The sequence below is a fragment of the Chloracidobacterium sp. D genome (assembly GCF_018304685.1).
Classification (GTDB): domain Bacteria; phylum Acidobacteriota; class Blastocatellia; order Chloracidobacteriales; family Chloracidobacteriaceae; genus Chloracidobacterium; species Chloracidobacterium thermophilum.
Map to the genome: position 1 here is coordinate 1,630,336 of NZ_CP072634.1, position 20,795 is coordinate 1,651,130.

Annotated in this window: 17 protein-coding genes and 2 pseudogenes; 8 read left to right on the forward strand and 11 right to left on the reverse strand. The window is 60.3% G+C overall.

Annotated features, from left to right (window positions below; genetic code table 11):
* The first annotated feature begins 27 nt into the window (after positions 1-27).
* The 3 genes from J8C01_RS06795 to J8C01_RS06805 all read left to right on the forward strand — a co-directional run bounded on the left by J8C01_RS06795 (position 28) and on the right by J8C01_RS06805 (position 1,250).
* Entirely contained in the window at positions 28-312 is a 285-nt protein-coding gene (locus J8C01_RS06795) for a hypothetical protein (RefSeq protein ID WP_148263974.1), read from the forward strand.
* 183 nt (positions 313-495) lie between these two features.
* Complete coding sequence (locus J8C01_RS06800) at positions 496-834, forward strand: cell division protein ZapA (RefSeq protein WP_014099888.1); 339 nt, start codon at positions 496-498, stop codon at positions 832-834.
* A 50-nt stretch (positions 835-884) separates the two neighbouring features.
* A complete protein-coding gene (locus J8C01_RS06805; RefSeq protein WP_014099889.1) occupies positions 885-1,250 on the forward strand; it encodes a hypothetical protein in 366 nt (121 codons plus the stop codon).
* Between the two features lie 376 nt (positions 1,251-1,626).
* Here the strand turns inward: J8C01_RS06805 and J8C01_RS06810 are convergent.
* The 8 genes and pseudogenes from J8C01_RS06810 to J8C01_RS06845 form a co-directional block, all read right to left on the reverse strand.
* Positions 1,627-2,670 (reverse strand): annotated as a pseudogene (locus tag J8C01_RS06810) (RNA-guided endonuclease InsQ/TnpB family protein); the annotation flags it as partial.
* 222 nt (positions 2,671-2,892) lie between these two features.
* Positions 2,893-3,216, reverse strand: a complete 324-nt coding sequence (locus tag J8C01_RS06815; protein ID WP_014099891.1) for a hypothetical protein — start codon at positions 3,214-3,216, stop codon at positions 2,893-2,895.
* Between the two features lie 31 nt (positions 3,217-3,247).
* On the reverse strand, positions 3,248-4,246 hold the full coding sequence (locus tag J8C01_RS06820; protein WP_211431430.1) for an FHA domain-containing protein: 999 nt from the start codon (positions 4,244-4,246) through the stop codon (positions 3,248-3,250).
* A gap of 104 nt (positions 4,247-4,350) precedes the next feature.
* Positions 4,351-5,091, reverse strand: a complete 741-nt coding sequence (locus tag J8C01_RS06825; protein ID WP_014099893.1) for a metallophosphoesterase family protein — start codon at positions 5,089-5,091, stop codon at positions 4,351-4,353.
* Positions 5,092-5,172: 81 nt separating this feature from the next.
* Positions 5,173-5,436 (reverse strand): HU family DNA-binding protein, encoded by a 264-nt coding sequence (locus J8C01_RS06830; protein ID WP_014099894.1) that lies wholly within the window; start codon positions 5,434-5,436, stop codon positions 5,173-5,175.
* Positions 5,437-5,565: 129 nt separating this feature from the next.
* Positions 5,566-6,606: a lysylphosphatidylglycerol synthase transmembrane domain-containing protein gene (locus tag J8C01_RS06835; RefSeq protein WP_014099896.1), complete on the reverse strand. Its 1,041-nt coding sequence runs from the start codon at positions 6,604-6,606 to the stop codon at positions 5,566-5,568.
* Positions 6,607-6,713: 107 nt separating this feature from the next.
* Positions 6,714-8,741, reverse strand: a complete 2,028-nt coding sequence (locus J8C01_RS06840) for a VWA domain-containing protein (RefSeq protein WP_211431431.1) — start codon at positions 8,739-8,741, stop codon at positions 6,714-6,716.
* Positions 8,742-8,797: 56 nt separating this feature from the next.
* Positions 8,798-9,640 (reverse strand): hypothetical protein, encoded by an 843-nt coding sequence (locus tag J8C01_RS06845; RefSeq protein WP_211431432.1) that lies wholly within the window; start codon positions 9,638-9,640, stop codon positions 8,798-8,800.
* 161 nt (positions 9,641-9,801) lie between these two features.
* Here J8C01_RS06845 and guaA point away from each other — a divergent pair, with 161 nt between their 5' ends.
* From guaA to J8C01_RS06870, 5 genes and pseudogenes are all read left to right on the forward strand, one after another.
* Entirely contained in the window at positions 9,802-11,340 is a 1,539-nt protein-coding gene (gene guaA / locus J8C01_RS06850; protein ID WP_211432695.1) for a glutamine-hydrolyzing GMP synthase, read from the forward strand.
* A 96-nt stretch (positions 11,341-11,436) separates the two neighbouring features.
* Positions 11,437-12,492 carry a PDDEXK nuclease domain-containing protein gene (locus J8C01_RS06855; RefSeq protein WP_211431433.1) on the forward strand — a complete coding sequence of 352 codons (1,056 nt, stop codon included), beginning with the start codon at positions 11,437-11,439 and terminating at the stop codon, positions 12,490-12,492.
* Positions 12,489-12,780, forward strand: a pseudogene (locus J8C01_RS06860) (nucleotidyltransferase family protein). Before J8C01_RS06855 ends, J8C01_RS06860 begins: the two are co-directional and overlap by 4 nt.
* A 105-nt stretch (positions 12,781-12,885) precedes the next feature.
* Positions 12,886-13,701 carry a TatD family hydrolase gene (locus tag J8C01_RS06865; RefSeq protein ID WP_211431434.1) on the forward strand — a complete coding sequence of 272 codons (816 nt, stop codon included), beginning with the start codon at positions 12,886-12,888 and terminating at the stop codon, positions 13,699-13,701.
* Positions 13,702-15,621, forward strand: coding sequence for an ArnT family glycosyltransferase (locus J8C01_RS06870; RefSeq protein ID WP_211431435.1), 1,920 nt, complete (start codon positions 13,702-13,704; stop codon positions 15,619-15,621).
* A 20-nt stretch (positions 15,622-15,641) separates the two neighbouring features.
* On the opposite strand, the gene J8C01_RS06875 is transcribed toward J8C01_RS06870, so the two are convergent.
* The 3 genes from J8C01_RS06875 to J8C01_RS06885 form a co-directional block, all read right to left on the reverse strand.
* Entirely contained in the window at positions 15,642-16,385 is a 744-nt protein-coding gene (locus J8C01_RS06875) for an RNA polymerase sigma factor (RefSeq protein WP_014099904.1), read from the reverse strand.
* A 211-nt stretch (positions 16,386-16,596) separates the two neighbouring features.
* Positions 16,597-19,473, reverse strand: a complete 2,877-nt coding sequence (locus J8C01_RS06880; protein WP_014099905.1) for a M14 family zinc carboxypeptidase — start codon at positions 19,471-19,473, stop codon at positions 16,597-16,599.
* 93 nt (positions 19,474-19,566) lie between these two features.
* On the reverse strand, positions 19,567-20,754 hold the full coding sequence (locus tag J8C01_RS06885; RefSeq protein ID WP_041569126.1) for an outer membrane protein assembly factor BamD: 1,188 nt from the start codon (positions 20,752-20,754) through the stop codon (positions 19,567-19,569).
* Positions 20,755-20,795: the final 41 nt, after the last annotated feature.

Genomic DNA, 20,795 nt, shown 5'->3' on the forward strand with positions numbered 1-20,795 from the left:
TAAGACGACCGAGCCAGAGGGAAAGCCGTGACGACGCTCAATGGAATGGAGAAATTCAATCACCTGGAAGACAAGCTGTACCGCATCGTCGAATACGCCAAGCACCTACGCCAGGAAAAGGAATCACTGGAACGTGAAGTCGCCGCACTCAAACGCGAGGCCGCCGCGCGCGCCGAAGAAAATGAACGGCTCAACCAGCGCCTACACCAGATGCTCAATGAACGGGATGCCATCAAGAACAAGGTCGAGGCCATGCTGGATGCCATTGCCCTGGTGGAACCGGAGCTGACGGAAGCCGCACGACGTGGATGAACCAATCCTTTCCGACCTGTGGGTGACCCAGGCACGGACATAGAACAGGTCAGCCACAGCAGGCCACACCTTCGGATGGAGGAGCCGGGAAACAAGCCGGAGCACAAACAACCACGGTATTCTGGGGCTGAATCGGCGGGGGTTTATCCTTGTAATCCAGTGCGAATGTAGAGGTTATGTCCAATGGCAAATCCACGCGACGCTGGCACACAACCGGTTGAAGTCCGTATCTACGGGCAGGTCTATAACATTCGCGGTGACGGCAACAGCGCCTACATTTCCGAGCTGGCAGCCTACGTTGACCGCAAGATGCAGGAGGTGATGAGCAGCACCAACACGGTGGACAGCCTGCGGGTGGCCATCCTGTCGGCGCTCAACATTGCCGATGAGCTTTTCCAGGCCAACCGACGCATCGAGCAACTCGATGCCATGGTTGGGGAACGCAGCCATGACTACGCCAACCTTATTGACTCCGTGCTCCGCAAGGAAAAGTCCCCAACGCCCGAAACCAAGGCCCAGTAACTGCAATGCATTTCCGGCCGGTCAGCGACGACTCACACACGAGGCTGCCTATGACACCCGAACAGTTTGACACCATCAACCGCCTGTTTCAGTTGACGTTCCAGGTTGGAGACCGGCTTGGCAGCGAGTCAAGTGACCCCGCCCAACTGCTGCTTACGTCGCAGCCAGACCTGGAGGGTTGTCAGGCGTACTTTCCGCCCGACTACACCCTGGAGCCACTTGAAGCCGAACGCTGGCAGGAGCACCTGGCCGATGCCCCCGCCCTGGCCGAAATGGTCTGCGTACTGGCGTCGTCGCCTCTGACCTACGGGCTATACCGGCAGGATGAAGTGTCCTGGTGGGTCTGCGCCTTTTGGGCGGCCCGGGAGCAACTCGGCACCAACCTCCTGTTTCGCGCCCACCGGGTCGAAACGTAAGCAGGTCACAATACGGGGCACTCTCCTGTCGCTTCGCGGGATTTGACATACTCCCCTGCCTAAAGGCAGGGGATTCTTGTTCTTGGTTCTGCGAGCGCACTTACTTCATCAGGTTGCCCCTCTAAAGCAGCGGTGCATCTCTCCCCAAGCGTTCCCTCTTTCGAGGCAGTTCCCTTTTGCCCAAAGGTACTGTAGTGGCAAGTAGCGAATAGCGAACAGGGAGCGAGCAGCGAGTAGCGAGTAGCGAGTGAAGCGAGTAGCGAGCAGCGAGTAGCGAGTAGCGATCAACCACTCGCCACTCGCCATTCGCCACTCGCCAATTCCGCCACTCGCCACTCACCACTCGCCTCTGAACCACTCGCCACTTGCTTCCTTATTGAGGACAACTATGGGTTCTAGTGGATAGGGTTTTTACTACCATACGCCCACAGTTACTACAGTCCTGTGTGGTGTACTGCGGCGGTACGCTGACTACTGCCTTGTCCCACACCTTGCCGTAGTAGTCCAGCCACGCAGTGAATTGAGACCAGCCAGCATCATGAATGGATTTGGCAAGATGATGATTTTTGACCAGGTTCTTCACCTGCAAGTCTTCATACGCCACGACATCGTGAGATGCCACCACGCACCGTGCCTGCTTAATTGCCCAGTCCTTACGCTGGCGTTGGACTTTCAGATGCACTTTGCCCAGTCGCTTTCTTTGCTTGTGGTAGTTCCTGGATTGGGATTTTGCCCTCTTCTTGAACTTCCGACTTAATCTGCGCTGGTGTTGCTTTAACCTCCTTTCACTACGCCTCAAAAACTTAGGACACTCTACAGGGTTGCCGTTCTGGTCGGTGTAGAAAGCCTTTAAGCCCAAGTCAATGCCAATAACATTGCCTGTGTATGCTCCCTGCTCTTTGCGCTCCACATCCAAGCAGAACTGGGCATAGTACCCATCTGCCCTGCGTATCACCCGCACCCGATTGATTTTGGAGTTTAGGATATGGTGTCTTGCCTCACCATTGCAGTACAGAGCAAAAGCACCAGCATTGAAGCCATCAGTGAAGGTGATAGACATTCCATCTCCTGACAGCTTCCAGCCAGATACCTTGTATTCCACAGAACGGCAATGCTTCTTGAACTTGGGATACCCTTTCTTGACCGCCTTGTTTCTGCAGTTGGTATGGAACCGGGAAATGGAAGCCCAGGCTCGCTCTGCACTTGCCTGCCTTGCCGCTGAGTTTAACTTCCTGACAAAGTCAAACTCTTTGGCCAGGTCTTTGCAGTGGGCATAGAGAACAGCTTTGTTTACACTCTTGTTGTCCATCCAGTACCGCACACGTATGTTTCTGACAAACTGTGCGGTACGGATGGCTTCATCCAGAGCCTGATACTGCTCTGCTGTCCCGTTGAGTAGCTTGGCTTCCATGACTCTCATACTGCTATTTTATCACAGGTTTGGCTTGATAAAACAGCGTGCGCCTTATATCCCTGCCCTAAAGTGCAGGGCTTTACGGCGTTTTTTCGGTAACGGCCCGAAGCAACAGCAGGGCTAACCGCGTGCCTGCCAAGCGCACCACTGGTGCCGGGCTTGTCTGCCCACAGTGCGTCGCACTGGACGGGGAAGCTTGAGAACAGTCAGGTTTGAGGCAACTCCCGCCTAGCTGATGGATTCTTCTGACCCAAAGCCCAGGTAGTCGGTCACGCTCATGCCGATGCGTTTGGCGAAGAGTTGTCCCATGGAGTGAATTTCGCCCAAAGACTCATCGAGCAGTATCCGCTCGACGCGCCACATGGGGAAAAAGCTGTGGGTCAGTCCGATGTTGCTTTCCCCATTGGCAATGGCGCTGAGCCAGTCATCGAAAGCGTTGATGTCAAGCCCTCGCAGATGGACCCCGGACGGTTCCAGGCTGGTCAGAATTCCCCAGAGTTTTTCGCGCGGGCTATGCAGCCCAAGAACCACACAAGCACCTGGACGAATCATATAAGCCTCCTGGAGATTCAGTTACGGCGTGTCATTCGGAGTCGAGGACTTTGCTCGTTTCAAAGAGAATTTCGCTGCGCATCACCCGCACGGTCAGATTGCCGGCTGTCAGGTTGGCTTCCTCGGGAACCGTCTCTCCTTCAGTTGCCACATCGGGCAGCTCAGTCACAGGAGGGTCAAGCTCAAAGCGGATCAGGGCGGTGCCCAGACGCAGGATGTCTCCATCCTCCAGCCGGATGCCGGTCGCATCCCCAGGTGGCGTCTCGATGGATTGCCCGGCCCGCTCAACGGCCGTCCCATTGGCGCTTCCAGTGTCAAACAGGTAGAAGTCCCCACTGTCAAAAACAATTGAGGCATGTTGCCGGGAAACGCTTTTGTTGGGAGAACCACTCTGATCGTGGCGTGCATAGACAAAATCATTCCGCCGCAACACTTCGCCGGATTTCAGATCGAGTACCGTCCGCAGGCGGCCCAGAAACGTCGTGCGCTTGGTGATAATGAACGGTGAGCGATAGACCTCACCGTTGAGCGCCGTCAGACGGGCCAGCCGTGGAATCTGTGGCTTGACGCCCTTGACCTCAAGAATGCGTCCTGCCTGCTCATCCACGGTAACGGCCAAGCCCTCGGCTGGCTCAGCCGGCGAAGCCCACTCAAAACTCACCGAACAATGGGTCGGCGCACCTGCCGCGGCCACCGTGGGACGAATCTCCACAACCAACGGTTCAAGCAGCCGGAAACCGGAACCCGCAATGTAGTCATAGACCATCTTCGTAAACACGATGGAGTTGAACAGCACTTCGAGTTCTTCGAGCTTGGCCGGGCGCAGGTTGGGCACCGTAAAGACCATGCGATTGGGCACAAAGGTCTGGTTTCCAATCCAGATGAAACGTTTGAGCGAAAGCTCGTCCAGAATCTGCCGCACCAGAAGATGGGGCTTGACATCGTCCGGCGTCAGCACCGGGTTGACACGGATGGCTTCGGTCAGGAAGCGTTCGAGTTCAAGCAAACTCCGGCGAGTGTCACTGTTCATCGGAAGTCACCCACATCACAAAAACATTACGCAAGCCAACCGGAACATAACCACCAGTCAGACAGGCAGCCACGCTCCTTGCACCATCCCCAAGCCGAAAAGCCCTAAGCCGAAAAGGCCGCAAGACACGGAATCTCGATTTCGTAGGCTGAAACCGGCAGCGTGGGATACTTCTGATAGACCACCTGGGCTTCGACATGGAGACAGCTCAAACAGTCTTCCTCCGTGCAGCCGGTATCCAGCCCGATGGCGCTGCCGAAGACATAGATTTCACCCGGATTCCGTACGCCCTCCGCTGGCAGCAGACGCGCCGGAGTGTGTCCAAAAAAGCAGGGCTTGCCATCATAGAGCGTGAAAAAATTCAAATCACGGGTCCACATCAGCACTTCCGGTTCACATTCCGCCGGGTGCTTGCCGGCGGCAATACCGGCGTGGACGTACAGAGCCCTTTCATCTTCGTAAAAAAACGGCAGACTCCGCAAAAATTCAATGTGTGATTCGGGAATGCCAATGGCCAGTGAAGCCGTATTCTCGTCTATGTCGAAGCCATACTGCTGAAGGGTCTGAATACCGCCGTTTTCGGGAATCAGCCACAGCGGATCGCCGTAATCGAGCAGGTCCAGCAACATCTGCTCGTGATTGCCGCGCAGACACACCACGTTGGGATTGCGGCGGCGCAGTTGCAGGACGTACTCAACGACTTCCGGTGACTCCTCTCCCCGATCAATAAGGTCTCCCACAAAGATTACCCGGTCGTGACGCTCATCATAGTCCACAGCTTCGAGGATTTCCCGCAGTTGCCGGGCGCGCCCGTGAATGTCTCCAAAAACGTACGTGTTGCCCATACCCTGAACCTTGCTCAAGCCATAAGAGGTGTTTCCTACCTGCCTGTTGCACGTGCGCGACAGCGCACCAACCCAGTCAACCTAGTGCGCCAGTTCTTTCCCCGGCTTGAAACGGATGGTCTTGCCAGGTGGGATGTCGGCAATTTCACCGGTGCGCGGGTTTCGCCCAACGCCACGTTTGCGGGGTTTGACCACAAACACCCCAAACCCGCGCAACTCAATCCGTTCGCCACGTTCAAGTGCCTGTTTGAGTCCCTCAAACAGGGCATCCACAGCGACCTCTGCCTTGGACTTGGCAATCCCGGTGACACTGGCAACGCGATTGACGATGTCAAGCTTGATCACGGTTCACTCACACCCAAAACGTCATGATGATGACCTGTCCCCGGCTTGGCGCAAGGCAGGTCAGTCCACTGCGTGGACAGCCCTGTGTACGGCGTGTGAAGGCAACGTAAAGGGTCATTTGAAATGCTGTCAAGCCGGAAGTGACTCATCCAGTGTTTCCCCTCCGCCAACTCCCGTTTCTTCCGTCAATTGCCCCCAGCTTAGGCGTTCGCGCAGAAAGAGCACCAGCCCCAGCAGGGTCAAAGGGACATACCACACAATATGGGAAACAAACGAAAATGCGAGGGCGGCTTCCTTCTCAACACCAAAGGCGCTGAGGCTGTGCGTACAAAACCACTGGTACGTCCCCACGTAACCCGGCGCGGAAGGCAACATCGCCCCCAGGTTGACATAGCACATGACGTAGAGGATTTGCGTCACCCCTACGTCCAGATTGCAGGCCAGCGCCACGAACCATGTCATGTAGAGACTGGCGATCCAGATACCGAACGAATCCACCCAGACCCAGGCCAGCGTACGCAGGGAGCCGCCGCAACTGACCCCGCGCAGAAAACGGTCAGTCATATCCGCAAGGCGCGCGGCATAGCGTCCCAGGCGGACAGCCGTCAGGCCGCGCTCGACCAGGCGCACAACGGTCGGGCGCAGGACAATGGCCGACACAAGCCCGGCCGCACACCCAAAGCCCAGCCAGGCCACACCGGTCGCAATGACCTTGCTTTCCGGCGGAAGCTTCAGGGTCAGCAGTGTGAAGGAAATGAGCAACAGCAGCATGAGCACGTCAGCCAGCCGCTCGGTCACGATGGTGCCAAAGGCAAAGCTTTTGGTCGTCCGGGTTTTGCGCCCGACCAGGTAGGCACGCGCCACTTCCCCGATGCGTGCCGGCAGGATGTTGTTGGCCATATAACCAACGGTCATCACCGAAAAGCAGTCGCCAAAATGAATGGCGTCATCCGCCGGGCGTCCGACATCGAGCAGCCGTTTCCAGCGCACGGTACGCCAGACAAAACCGACCCACATCAGAGCAAAGGCCACGGCCAGGTAGGGCCACTGAACCGCGCGCAGTGCCAGGCCCGTTTTTCGCCAGTCAATGCCGTAAAACGCAAGTCCGGCAAACACGATGCTGAGCAGGATACCGAGCCAGATTGTGACCGTTTTGAGCTTGCCCTTCATTTGGCTTTGGAAAGGACTGGAAGCTGGTCTCCCTGCGGTTCAGCTAAGTGGCTGGCTGACACTTTAGCCACCGGAGGCGCACGGCAGCCAAGCGTAGGGCGCACGGTTCAGCGGTCATAGTAGCCACGGCGCGTACGGATGATGACGCCGGGACGCCGGGACGTTACCTTGACCCGCCGCCACTGGTTGCTGTGTTCGACTTGAGTTGGGTAATAGGCCAAGCCGTACACCGTACGCAACTCGGCGATGATTTTCTGGTACACACCGGCAAGGTCTTCGACCCGTGCGGCAACGTAGAGCACAGCACCGGACGCATCCGCCACCTGCTGAAGTTGCGTACGCGCCAGCGCATAGACCTCGGCCGTCTCCCCCCAGTGATTCCGAAAGTTTTCCTCTTCGGTGTCCAGGTAAATCGGATAGACCAGCGTGCCGGATTCCAGAATGGCCTCCAGCATCTGACGAAAAGAAACCCGCGACGGCACCGGGTAGGCGGCGCTGATGCTGTTGTCCACGCCGTCGGTCATGACGACGACGGCATTGCGTTCGTCCTGAAATGGAGCCAGCACTTCGGTGAGGGTAAACCACATGGCTTCGTAGTAGGCGGTTCCCCCGTCGGTGGCACGCATTTCGGCAATCCGCTGCTTGAGCAACGCACGGTCATTCGTCGGACGGCAGAGCACATGCACACTGCGGGTAAAGGTCACAATGGCAATTCGGTCCTGGGGGCCGGCCAGCTCAACAAAGCGCCGGGCACTCTTGCGGATGGCTTCAATCTTTTCGCGGGTGCTGCCACTCAAATCCAGCAGCAGCACCAGGTTGAAGGGCGTGCTGGTCGGCTTGAAGTGGGCAATTTCCTGCCTGATTTCTTCGTCGAAGATGGTGAAATCCTCAGCGGTCAGGTCAGGGACAGCCCGCCCGTCCTGGGTGGTGGCAATGACGTTGAGGTTGACCAGCCGGGCATTGAGGCGAATGGTATCGGCCTCAACGCCGGACTCATCCGTCTCATCCACAGGAATATCCAGAGCGCGCCGGCGAAGTGTCGGGCGACCGTCCGGCGTCGTGTGCAGAGGGTCACGGCGCGGCAGGTTAGCCAGTGCCTCATCAGCAGCCGCGAACTGTCCGGCGTCACGGTTTGGCCCATCCCAGGCACTTCCACGGTTGTCGCCGCCGGCCCGTGGCAGACCGCCAGTCCCGGAAGGTATGCCAACCCCGGAAGGTGTGCTGTGGCTCCCCGGTGGGGGGATGATCCGCACGCCGATGCTGCCCGACATGGTGGTGTCGTCCCCAAAGCGCCGCTGCGCCCGTCCGATACCACCTACCCCGCCATAAGTGGCGCTGGAGTCATCCTGCGACTGCATGCCGCCGCCGAAAATAGGCGTCAGCGGACGGTCGGCCGGACGATCATCGGGTGGTGGGAAGCGGGTCGGCTGCGAGGGGATGGTGTCATCCGCTATGGCCACAGATGGCGTTGGATCAGGTTCAACGATGGCAACACTCGACCGCAGGGACTTGAGCGCAACGTGCCCACCGGCTGACCGGACGATGATTGCCCGCCCACCACGTCCCAGCCGCCCCTTGATGGCCCGACCGCTTTTCTCATCATACCTTGCCAGACTGAGGTGGCTGGTGGCCGTCCCATTGACCGAAGAAAGTTCGACATCGGCATCGAACCAACGTGGGACTTCAACAGCAACATCACCGCTGTCGGTTTCCACCGTGGCGCTGGCCACCGGACCAATGAGTTCGATTGTCCCGGAATGGGACAGGAGACGGACGTGGGACTCAGCCGGAATGTACAGCTTCAGATTGGTCCCACCCATCTTTGGGATGCAGCGCACTGTGAACTGTGACGGGGTCGTGACGATCCTGATGTCCCGCTCGTCCACCCAGCGCCCATCCGGGCGGGCCGCCATGATGTGGATGAGGTCTTCGCCCCAGACCTCGACTTTGGTCGTCCCGGAAGTGTTTTCAACCTGAATGGTGCGTCCCTGACCGGACTCGAAACTGCGCTCAAAGACTTTGAGTTGTCCCGGCGTCTGGCGCTGGGCATCCACTGGCAGACCGATCAGCGCCGTCCAAAGCATCACGGAGAACAGGATGCACGTTGCCTGCCGCCCCCACGTCCATCTTGCCATAGCGACTGTCTCCCCTAACTCCAACCACGACGTCAAAGCCCAAACGATGGACCCTCTCAACGCAACCAACCGGGGGGAACCCCCAAACGCCGGGCTTCTTCCTGCAGGACCGTGTATTGCACATACAACCCGGTCAGCCGCGCCTGGGCATCCCGGATGCGCTCATTGACGTTGATCAGTTCCCGTTTTTCAGCCGTCATGACTTCCTGTGGCACCAGCACCCGGTTGCCGAAAGCATCCCGCCCCAAAAGAAAGGTTCTTCCTTGTTGGTCAATCCGGCGTTGCAGCCCCTGAGCCTGGCTGGACAGCGAACGGATGATTTCCTGCTGGGTGTAGATTTCTATCAGAAGACTCCGCGCCCGCCCCCGCCAGTAGGCTTCGTCATTCGCCATTGCCAGGTCTGGGTTTGGGCTGGGGGCAGCCGAACCGGCTGTTTGTTCCGCCACATTTGGCGTTGTCACACTGGATCGGGCACGTCTCGCTGCGGCGTGATGCATCGTGCCGCCAAAATCGGCATTGGTCAGCGTGCGCACCGGCTTCTGCGCCGTCGTGGAAGCTGGTTTGGAAGTGGTTGGAGATGGTGGCGTCGCCGCAACTGGCGGTATTGGGTGCCCGTTGGCACCAATGGGGCGGGGTGGGCGAGCCTGCGCCCGAAAAGCACCATCCCTCTGCCCGTTGACCCGCTCAGTCGCCGCAATGTCAATGTTGGCCAGCGCAATTGAAATCCGCCGCCCGTCGGAGGTCGTAAAAATCGCCACTTCGTTGACAATGCGGTACTCGTCCCGCACTTCCAGCCGTTTCCCATCCCGGAGCACCAGCACGTAATCAGCGGCCAAGGCCACACCTGACCACAGTGCCATCCCCAGCCAGACGACCGTTGCGGCTACCCAGCGTGTCATCGCGTTCCTCCTCATCGAAAGCCGGCTTTTTCCTGAAAACGCTTCCCTGGATGGGCCCTGAGACGTGTTACACAAACGATAGCACGTCATTTTGCCATTCGGCGATATAACGTGCTTAGATAGTGCCAGGTTTCACCCCAACAACGGCGGCCACGCCCGTGATTCACTCGGAAATTGCCCTCATTCTTGACTTTGGCTCGCAGTACACCCAGCTCATCGCCCGCCGCACCCGTGAACTGGGGATTTACTGCGAGATTGTTCCGTGTCACACGCCAGTGGATGAAATTCGCGCCAAAACGCCCCGCGCCCTGGTGCTCTCTGGCGGGCCGGCTTCAGTCTATGCCGCCGATGCCCCGCACTGCGATCCCGGTGTGTTTGCGCTGGGCGTCCCCATCCTTGGCATCTGCTACGGCCTGCAAACCATCGCCGCCCGGTTTGGCGGAACGGTGGCCCCTTCAACCCGCCGCGAGTTTGGCGCGGCACGCCTGCGGCAGTACCAGACCAGCCGCCTGTTTGCAGGATTGCCGGAGGAATTTGATGTCTGGATGAGCCACGGCGACCACGTGGTGCAGCCACCGCCGGGATTTACCGTCACTGCGCAAACGGAGGACGCACTCGGCGCGCTCGAAGACCCGGCGCGGCAGCTTTACGGCTTGCAGTTTCACCCGGAAGTCGTCCACACCCCGCTTGGGCGGGACATCCTGCGCAACTTTTTCATCGGCATTGCCGGCATGCGGGCCGACTGGAACATGCAGAGTTTCGTCGAGGCCGCCATCGCCGACATCCGCGCCCGGATTGGACCCACTGGACGCGCCATCTGCGGACTTTCCGGCGGCGTTGACTCGGCGGTTGCAGCGGCGCTTGTGGCAGAAGCCATCGGCGACCGCCTGACCTGCCTGTTCGTGGATAACGGCCTGTTGCGGCTGGGCGAATTTGACGAGGTGCTGGCAACCTTCCGGGATACGATGCACCTGAACGTCCGGGGCATCGCCGCCGGCGAACGCTTCCTGACGGCCCTGGCCGGCGTGGATGATCCCGAAGCCAAGCGCAAAACCATTGGACGGGTGTTTGTTGAGGTCTTTCAGGAAGAGGCCGCCAGACTTGGGCAGGTAGAGTTTCTCGTCCAGGGCACACTCTACCCGGATGTCATTGAATCTGTGTCGGTCAAGGGGCCGTCGGCGGTCATCAAGAGCCACCACAACGTCGGTGGTCTGCCCGAAACGCTCCACCTGAAACTGGTCGAGCCGCTCCGCGAGCTGTTCAAGGACGAAGTGCGCGCTGTCGGCCGGCAGCTTGGCCTGCCGGAAGCCCTGCTGCGGCGGCATCCTTTTCCCGGCCCGGGGCTGGCCGTACGCATCGTCGGAGAAGTCACCCCGGCGCGGGTGGCCCTGCTGCAACGCGCCGATGCCATTGTCACGGAAGAAATCCGCGCGGCCGGGCTGTATGACGACATCTGGCAGGCTTTCGCCGTGCTGCTGCCGGTACGCAGTGTGGGTGTGATGGGTGATGAGCGGACGTATGAGCACGTCTGCGCCATCCGCGCCGTCACCAGCCAGGACGGGATGACCGCCGACTGGGTCCGCCTGCCCTACGACGTACTGCATCGGATCAGCCGCCGCATCATTGCCGAAGTGCGGGGCATCAACCGCGTGACGTACGATATTTCCTCGAAGCCGCCGGCCACCATCGAGTGGGAATGAGCCGGCGCGGGGCCGGTTGGAACCTGTCCACGCCTGGAAAACCCGGTCAGGCTGCCGTAACCCTGGTCCGTCGGGCGATATGGTGGAGAAGGGCGTATGAGCACAAAGTCAGACCGCTTTCCCGGTGACGATGACAACTGGTTGGCTGGTATCAGGCAGCGCATCGTCGCCGCCCGCCAGCGCGCAGCCCTGGCGGCCAATGCCGAATTGATCGGGCTGTACTGGCAGATCGGCCACGAGATTCTGGATCGGCAGCGCTCCGCTCAGTGGGGCGACAAGGTGCTTGACCGGCTGGCGCGCGATTTGCGCGAAGCTTTCCCGGAAATGAAAGGTTTTTCGTCCAGAAACCTGAAATACATGCGGTATTTTGCCGAGCACTGCCCCCAGCAGGCATTTGGGCAGCAGTCTGCTGCCCAATTACCGTGGTTTCACATCGTCACCCTGCTGACCAAGCTGGCTGCGCCAGAAACACGCGAATGGTATGCCCGTCGCGCCATTGCTGAGGGTTGGTCCCGTGCCACGCTGGAAGTCAGTATCCGCAATCGCCTGCACGAACGGCAGGGCCGGGCCGTCACCAACTTTGACGCCCACCTGCCGGCGCCGCAGTCACAACTGGCGCACGAAACGCTGAAAGACCCGTATCTTTTCGATTTTCTGGGTCTGGGCGATGACGCCCATGAGCGCGACATCGAAAATGCCCTGATGCGGCACATCACCCGCTTTCTACTCGAATTGGGCCATGGTTTTGCCTTTGTCGGGCAGCAGTACCGGCTGGAGGTCGGCGACCAGGAGTTTTTCATCGATCTTTTGTTCTATCACACGCGGCTCAAGTGCTACGTGGTGGTTGAACTCAAGGCGGGCGCGTTCAAGCCTGAGCATGCCGGGCAGTTGAACTTCTACCTCACCGCTGTGGATCGGCAGATCAAAGCGCCGGATGACAAGCCCACCATCGGTCTGCTGCTGTGCAAAACAAAGAACCGGCTGGTGGCGGAATATGCCCTGTCAGGCATTGACAAGCCGATGGGCGTGGCGGAATACCAGCTTGTGCGCGCTCTGCCTGAGCCGTTGCTGACCAATCTGCCCACGGTCGAGGAACTGGAAACCGAGCTGGGTGCTGTCGAGGCAGACACACCCGAAAGGAGCAAGGCGTGAACCGTGACACGGCAACCCAAATCCTGGCCGGGGCCAAGCCCGAGTTACAGCGGCGTTTTGGCGTGACGCGGCTGGCCCTGTTTGGCTCCACGGCGCGCAACGAGGCACACAGCGACAGCGATGTGGATGTGCTGGTTGCCTTCGACGGTCCAGCCAGCGCCGGGCGTTATTTTGGTGTGCAGTTCTATCTGGAAGACCTACTGGGCTTGCCCCGTCGATCTGGTAACGGAAAAGGCGCTGCGCGCAGAACTCAAACCCTTTATCGAACGTGAGGCAATCCATGTCTGAGCGCACAAGGCATCACGGCGGCTCACCGAATTTCCCAAAGTTTGCGTGGCAATGATTTTATGTGCTTTCCGGGACGACTTACGATTGCGCAGGAGTAGATAAACGATGTTCGTGGATTCACACTGTCACGTGGACTTTCACAGCTACGACGAAGACCGGGAGGCCGTCCTCAACCGGGCGCGCGCAGCCGGCGTCGGGATGATGCTCGAAATCTGCGGCGGCGACATCGCCCGTGGTTCGCTTGACATCGGTATGCGCATCGTTGACCGTGAACCCGACATCTACGGCGCGGTCGGGGTACACCCCCACGATGCCGCCGCTTATGACCCCTCGCTCGAAGCCAAACTGCTCGATCTGATGACGCATCCGAAAGTCATTGCCTGGGGCGAAATCGGGCTGGATTACTACTATGACCGCTCACCACGTGACGTACAGCGGCGCGTCTTTGCCCGCCAGATGACCCTTGCCCGCGAACGCCAGCTTCCCATCATCCTGCACATCCGGGACGCTGACGAAGACATGATCGCCATGCTGCGCGACTACTGGACAGGCGTCGAACGGCCCGGCATCTTCCACTGCTTCAGCGGCTCGTGGAAGCTCATGGAAGCTGGCGTCGAGCTGGGCTTCCACATTTCCTTTTCCGGCAACGTCACCTTCAGGAAAAACCACGAGTTGCGCGAGATCGCCCGTGCCGTGCCGCGTGAACGTCTGCTGATTGAAACCGACTGCCCCTTCCTGTCGCCGGAACCCTACCGTGGCAAACGCAATGAGCCGGTGCGCGTCATTGAAGTCGCCCGCCAGTTGGCACAGCTTCACGAAATGGATGTCGCCGACCTCGGCCGGCTGACGACCATGAACTTCTGCCGCCTTTTCCGGCTTGAAGCCGCCGCGCCCTCGGCGGTAACCACTGCCAAGGCATGAATGACCCTGCTGCGTCAAGCCGCCCTTGATCTCGTCATTGTCGGGCTGCTGTTTTCCGGCCTTCGCTTTGGCGGCCGGGTGTGCCGGCGTCTGCTCCTGCCCGGCACTGTCCACAGCGCCCTTGACGATCTCGCCCTGGGGGGCATCGGCGCGGGCTGGCTGGTCTTTGCGGCCCAGACGTTTGGCGGTTACGGGCGGCCGCTGGCACTGCTGTTCCTTGGCCTTGGCGCGCTGGGGCTGCTTGATCGCGCGTGGTGGACAGCCCTTGCCGGGGGCTGGACTCACTGGCGGCAGATGCCTTGGACGAACCGCGCCGCGCTGGGGGTCATTCTCATCAGCTTCGGCAGCGCCGGCCTTGCCGCTCTGGCTCCGCCTACGGCCAAGGACGCGCTCGTGTATCACCTCGCCGTCCAGAAGACCTATCTGGCGGCCGGGCGCTTCGTCGAACTTCCCAACAACATCTTTGCCTACTTTCCACAGTTGGTCGAAGGGCTGTACGCCTGCGGCATGAGCGTCGGGAGTGACCGGACGGCCGCGCTCATCCACACTGGCTTCGGACTGCTGCTGTGCCTTGGTACGTACCGGCTGGCCCGCGCCACAGGGCTGTCGTCCACCGGCGGATGGCTGGCGGCCGCCGTTCTCGCCAGCACCCCCATGGTCTGGCTCGAAGCCGGCTGGCCCTATGTGGATTTGGCGCTGGCGTTCTACGTCGTACAGGCGCTGCACCGCCTTCTGGACTGGCACGCCACAGGCCGCACTTCGGCGCTGGTGCTGGCCGGCGTGTTTTTTGGCGGCGCGGCCAGCATCAAATACATGGCGCTGCCGCTGGCGCTGGCGCTGACACCGGTACTGCTGGGATGGCTGGCGGCAACATCCCGGAAATCTTCCCCGGAGCCGTCCATCGGGCGTGTCATTCAGACCCTGGCGCTGTTTTTCGGGCCGCTGCTGGTCGTCGCCGCGCCATGGTACGGGCGCAATCTGTGGCTGGTTCACAACCCGGTCTTCCCGCTGCTTTACACACTGTTTCCAACGCAGAGCGCCGGTTGGGATGCTGACCGCGCCCGCCTGCATCTGCTGTTTCTGCAGGGCTACGGCAGCGCCACGAAAGACTGGCTCGACTATCTCACCCTTCCTTGGCGGGTGTGCTGGCTGGCCCGTACGGATGACATCCGGCATTACGACGGCGAAATTGGCGCCGTCTATTTTCTGCTCGTTCCGGCGCTGGGGCTGTGGCGGCGGATGGACAGCCGCCTGCGGGGACTGACCGCCTTTGCTGGCCTGTTTTTCGGGCTGTGGGCGCTGTCGTCGCAGCAGGTACGCCTTCTGCTCCCCGTCCTGCCGCCGGTGGCGGTGGTGAGCGTCTGGTTTGCCGCCGACTGGCTTGGCGTCAACCGGGGTTTGCGCCGGATTGGTCTCATCTGCCTGGGACTGTTCATCACGGCCAATGCTCTGCGCACGGCTGATCTGGCCGTCGAAGGACAGGCTGTTGCAGCCGGGCTGGGTCTTGTTCCGTCCCAGGACTACCTTCGGTCGAAGCTGCCCGAATACGAACTTTTCCGCTTTCTTGCCGAGAACACCGAACCACAGGCGCACATCTGGCTGGTCACGACCGGGGCGCGGACGTACTACCTCGAACGCCCGTTTCTGACCGATTACGCTTTTGAGGACTACACCCTGGCGCGTCTTGTCCGGGGCACCCGCACGGCAGATGAGCTGGCCACAGCCGTGGCCCGGCTCGATGTGGACTGGCTGCTCATCGCGCCCGGCATCGTACTGGGTCCACAGACCACGCCGTTTGAAAACGAAGCTGAACGGGCACGATTTGTGGCGTACCTGCGGAGGTACGCCACGCTCGTCCGGCAGGATGGGCAACTGGCCCTGTTTCGGTTGGAAGGGGTAGGCGCCGAACCTGCCCGTTAGCGGTTGGGTGGCCGTGACCTTCAGGCGGCTCTGGCCCCCGTGAGGATTTCCTGCATCCGGGCGCGGGCCTTGTGCAGTTGCGACTTCGATGTGCCGGCGCTGATGCCGAGCAGACCGCCGATTTCCTCATGCTCATAACCGTTCAGGTCGTGCAGGATGAGCACGGTACGATACCCACGGGGCAGCTTTTTGACGGCGGACAGCAGCGCCAGCTTGTCCACAAGTGGCGTCTGCGATTGCCGGATCATGACCGGCGTGACTTCTTCCGGCATATCGCCTTCTTCAGTCACGCTCTCCATCCGGTTGGACTTTTTGCGGAAGTGCATCAGCACCTGATTGACGGCAATCCGGTGCAGCCAGGTGGTGAACGCCGCTTCGCCACGGAAGCTGTCCAGCTTGCGGAGCACCTGTACAAACACCTCCTGGGTCAGGTCTTCCGCATCATCCGGGTTGCCAGTCATGCGCAGGCAGATGGCATAGACCCGCCGGTAATGCTGGCGGTAAAGGGTTTCAAAAGTTTCGGCTGCCGCCGGCGAAGGCGGCTCCGGTTCCGTCGTGGACTCCGGGGTGACATCTTCTTCCAGTTCTGCAACTTCATCCAAACCGGGAACGCCCGGTTCGAGACCAAATTCGCGTCCCAGCAGATGGTTTTCAGATATATCGCCAAGTGAACTGTCGGCAAAGTCAGATGAGGGAGGAAACGTGGCAGGCGAGGGGGTAAAGGCGACTGAAAATAAGCTGTCTTCAGTTGTCAAACGGCACATGATGGAAAAGCCTCCTAATCGTGAACTGGCAATCACTGGCTTTATGCGTAGGCAAAGGGCGTGCCAAAGCCCCCGGAAGACCGGCTGGGAAAGGACAACCTGGTTGTTTTCCACTATTTGGTGAACAAAAAGCACAGCCGGCCGGGCGTGGTCGGAAACAACCACAGCCGGCCGGCTTCTCCAGGTGCACGATTTGGTGCAGCGGCGGCCCCTAACGCAACCCGGTGCTGAACGTAATCGTCGGGCCGAAGATCAGCCCGTTGAGAAACAGGCGGCGTTGGGCGTGCCAGATGCCCCGGTAGTGTGGGTCGTCGGCAAACAGGACGACGTGCCCGGAACCAATCTGCTCTTCAATGACGGGCGCCGTCTGACGGACAAACCGCTCCGTATTTCCCTCCCAGACGAAGCCGGACAGTGGCTTGGGATTTTCGATGGTCAGCACGTTGGTGCCGGTTTTTGAGGGACGGAAGAAACGCTGGGTCAGCAACACGGGAAGCTCCGCCTGCTCATGGCTGAAGGTCAGAAAATGCTCCCGATTGACCACCGCCCGAAAAATGGCTCCCGGCAGCGGCAACGGTTCCTTGCCCAATCCGGCATCGGGGGAGGTCGCCGCATCAGCCGTTGGCTCAACGGTTTTCTGGCTCTCCCTGGCGGTTGTTTTTTTGCGCCCCGGCTCCCGATAGCGTGCTGGTGTGCTGCCGGTTTCCGGTGCTCCGGCAGCTTCATCCGACGCCGCGCCGGGCTTGTCAGAAGGCATCGGTGATTGACTGTCCTTTTCGTCTTTTTCGCCTTCTTCTCCAACGAGCCGCGCGCTTGTCAGATCAACGTCTTTATGGGCAGCAAAGGCGGCCGCCCCTCCAAAGCAAATCAGCGTCCCGCCTTCGCGGCACCAGAGCTTGAGCCGCTCGATGCCTTCCTTGCCAAAAGCCCGCCGGTACGCTCCCGGTGAGCCATCCGGCAGAATGAGTACATTGAACTCACTGAGGCGCAAATCCAAGAAGGTCTCGACCGTGATGGGCGTAAACTCCAGCCCGATGTCTCTGGACAACATAAACCACAGCGCTCCGTATGAAGTCTGGCTGACGCCTTCCTGGGCAATGACGGCAATGCGCGGTGGGCGCAGCGTGTAAACACCTTCCGATCCAACACCCGTGATACCGGTGTCCGTGTAGGCCGAATTGATGGACTGCACTTCAACCCCACATTCGCTGGCCAGCAGGGGCAGGCGCGTGTGGAGGGTTTCAGGGTTGCGCTCGGTGCGCAGAATGAAGCTCCCACGCGGATAGGTGCGCTCTCCGGCCCGCAGGGGACGAACCGCCGTCGCCAGCCGGTAGCCCTCCTGAAGCAGACGTAGCGCCAGTTTGGCCTCGGCGTCCGACGTGTAGCCAAAGACATACGCTGTTTTGGCCGGGGGCGGCGGCTGTGGCATCGGTGGCACGACCGAGGTGACCGGCGTGGTCTGAACCGTCGGCCGGCTTCCCGCCCAGTATGCCGGCACGTCCAGCGCCAGCGGCAGTGACCAGGCCGTGATGTCGTAAAACTCGGTTTCTTCCTTGGGGGCGTTGGGTCCGCGTTTGGTATTGCGCCGCGCCTTTTCAAGCTGCCGCTCGATGAAGGCCTGGTCCTGCCGGGTGTCCGGTTCCAGCAGCGCCCGGGCCATGCGTCCCCGTGGCTGATCGAACGTGACCATCAGTGTGCCGGCCGGAAACTCCCGCGTCGGCTGGACGCCGCCGAAGTAGTCGTGGACGGCTTTGAGGGTGAAGGGAGCTTTGGCCATCTGAATCTCCACGCCCTGGTGGAGCAGGGCCTCCACGAGCCGCTGGCGACGCCCCGCGTCCCCTTCCGGTGGGAACACCACACACTGCAGGGGGCCCTGCCGCCCTTCGGCAATGGAGCGGACGAAAAACGCCCGGTAATCCCGCAGCCGTTCCACGCGGTGCGTCGCGGCTGTTTGCAACGTCGCCAGCGAGGCCGTGAAGTGCCGGGCAATGCCGTCCCGCAGGGTCAGGATGCTTTCATCGTCCCGCCGCCAGTTGAGTCCTTTCCAACCACCGCCGTCGGTCTCATACGTCATGCCGGTCGCGCCGTTGAGTGACGACCAGCTATCCCAGTAGCCCGGATAAAACAGATCGAACACATCCCGGACGTAATACTGCCACCCGTGACGATCAAAGGCGGCGGCATTGCCGCGCCCGAAAATCTCCAGCCACTTGTCCGACTGCCCACGGTCAAGATTCGGATTGATGGGCAAGGCTGCTGGCGGAAAGAAATAGTTGACCGTCTGCCCGTGGTGGTCGGCGCAGACCTGTGGATGCCACTCCAGAAAGGCCTGCATGGCGGACTGGGATTCGATCTGCGAGGCAATGACCAGGTCCCGGTTGAGGTCAAACAGGTAGTGGTTCAGCCGCCCGTAGATGCTCCATGGCTCACGGTGCTCGATGGCAAAGGGTTCGGGACGCCCCATGCCGACGGCGTTGTACCAGGTGACAAACCGCTCGTGGCCGTCAGGATTTTGACACGGATTGATGACCACCACGGTCTGGTCGAGCAGTTCGGTAATCGTCGGATGCTGGCTGGCCACGAGCGTGTAGAGCACTTCGAGCATAGCCTCGAAAGCCGCCGACTCGTTGCCGTGAATGCTGTAGGCCAGCCAGACGATGATCGGCAGGTTTTGGATGAGCGGCTCGGCCGCCTCGTCTGAAAGCTGACGGGGGTCGGCCAACCGGGCCGCATCGGCCTTGATGGCTTCCAGCCGGGCCAGATTTTTCGGGGCGCTGATGACCAGCGTGTAGAGCGTCCGGTGCTCTTCGGTCCGGCCGCGCTCAAAGACGCGCAGGCGCTCGGACCTGGCTGCATAGTCACGCAGAACACGCTCAAAGCCGGCATAGTTGGTGTGAAAGCTGCCAATTTCGTAACCCAGCGTCGTCCAGGGAGAAACAAAGTCCGGGGCGTAAGGCGCAAACTGCCGAAAATCAAAGGCGATAGTGGCCGTCGCGGGCGGCGGCGGGAACTGGGCAAAAGAAGGAGGCAGCGGCATCAGCAGAAACAGGCAAAGCAGCGCAGTGAAGGAAGCTTTCAAAGGTTTCATGGACGTGGCGCAGGCAGGGCACGGGCCACGGCGGCGCAGAGGGAAGCGCCGGCCATGACACATGCCGGGAGAGAAGATGCAACAGGCGCAAAGCTAGCGGGGTGGCTGGGCTTTTGACTTCTTGTTTTTCTTTGGCTCGACGACTTTGGGGGTGGGTTCATCTGCCCGTCTGGACGTCGGAGCGGGTTCGGTAGCCGTTGGGCGTGCTGCCTCGGTTTGCCCGTTCAGGGCGCGCTGCCCGTAGGTCTGGATTTGCTTGCCCTGCCCGGTGATGGTGGATTCGGGGGTGATGACATCCGTCCGCACACCCAGGCTCACCAGCAACTCCTCGACTTCAGGATCAATGGTGTCGTCCTTCTTGAGGATGATGCCTTCCTTTGTCACGCTGGCGCTGGGGCCGAAAATTTCCTCGAACTTGCGTTTGATGAAGCTTTTGCGCACCACCTGCTTGACTTCGGCACCCTCGGCGGGAGCTGGCACTTCCACGCCAAAACGTTCGAGGTACTCCGCCGCCTTGTCGCGCCATTCACTGTTCGGATACTCGCGCACAATCCGGGCAAAGGACTTGGCCGCTTCCGGTGTATCCTCCAGGTGGGTCAACGCCACGCCGTGCAGGAACAGCGTCTCGTCCATGTAGGTAAAGTCAGGATAGTTCCGAATGATGCTCTCGCAGCGTCCTTTGACGGCAACGTACTTCTGTTGCTTGAAGTACAGGCGCGCCACGCCCAGACTGTGCATGCCAAGCTGCTCACGGGTGAACTTCAGGTATTCCTGCACTTGGGGCTGGAGCTTTGACTGCGGATACTCCCGGACCAGCCGCAGCAACTCCCGCTCCGCGCGTCGCGCTTCCGTGTTGTCGAGATTGGCCGGGCCAATCTGGCGGACGTGAATCTGGGCAATCTTGAGCAGGACATCATCCGCCAGCGGATGCTGCGGGAAAAACTGCAACCACTCGCGGTATTCCACATCGGCCTGCGCCAAGCTGGAAGCGCTGCCCTCGCGGTAAAACGAGTCGGCAATCAGAAGCTTGGCGAGCGGAAGCAGCGGGCTGCTGTCGTAGCTTCCAATCAGGGTGCTCAGCAGCAAACGCCCTTCTTCGTAGCGCCGCTTGCGCATGGCGCGCAACCCTTCGGCATACAGCTCCCGGTCGCGCCCCTCACGGATTTCCTCAGTCGTGACTTTTTTCTTGGGGCTTCCACAGGCCAGGGAAGCCGCCAGACAGGCCGCCAGGGCCAACAACGCCCAACTCCGCTTCAGCATCGGCTCAAACCTTTTTGACATCAGCAAATTTCCAAGCCCTCCACCAGAAAAGCACGGGAGAC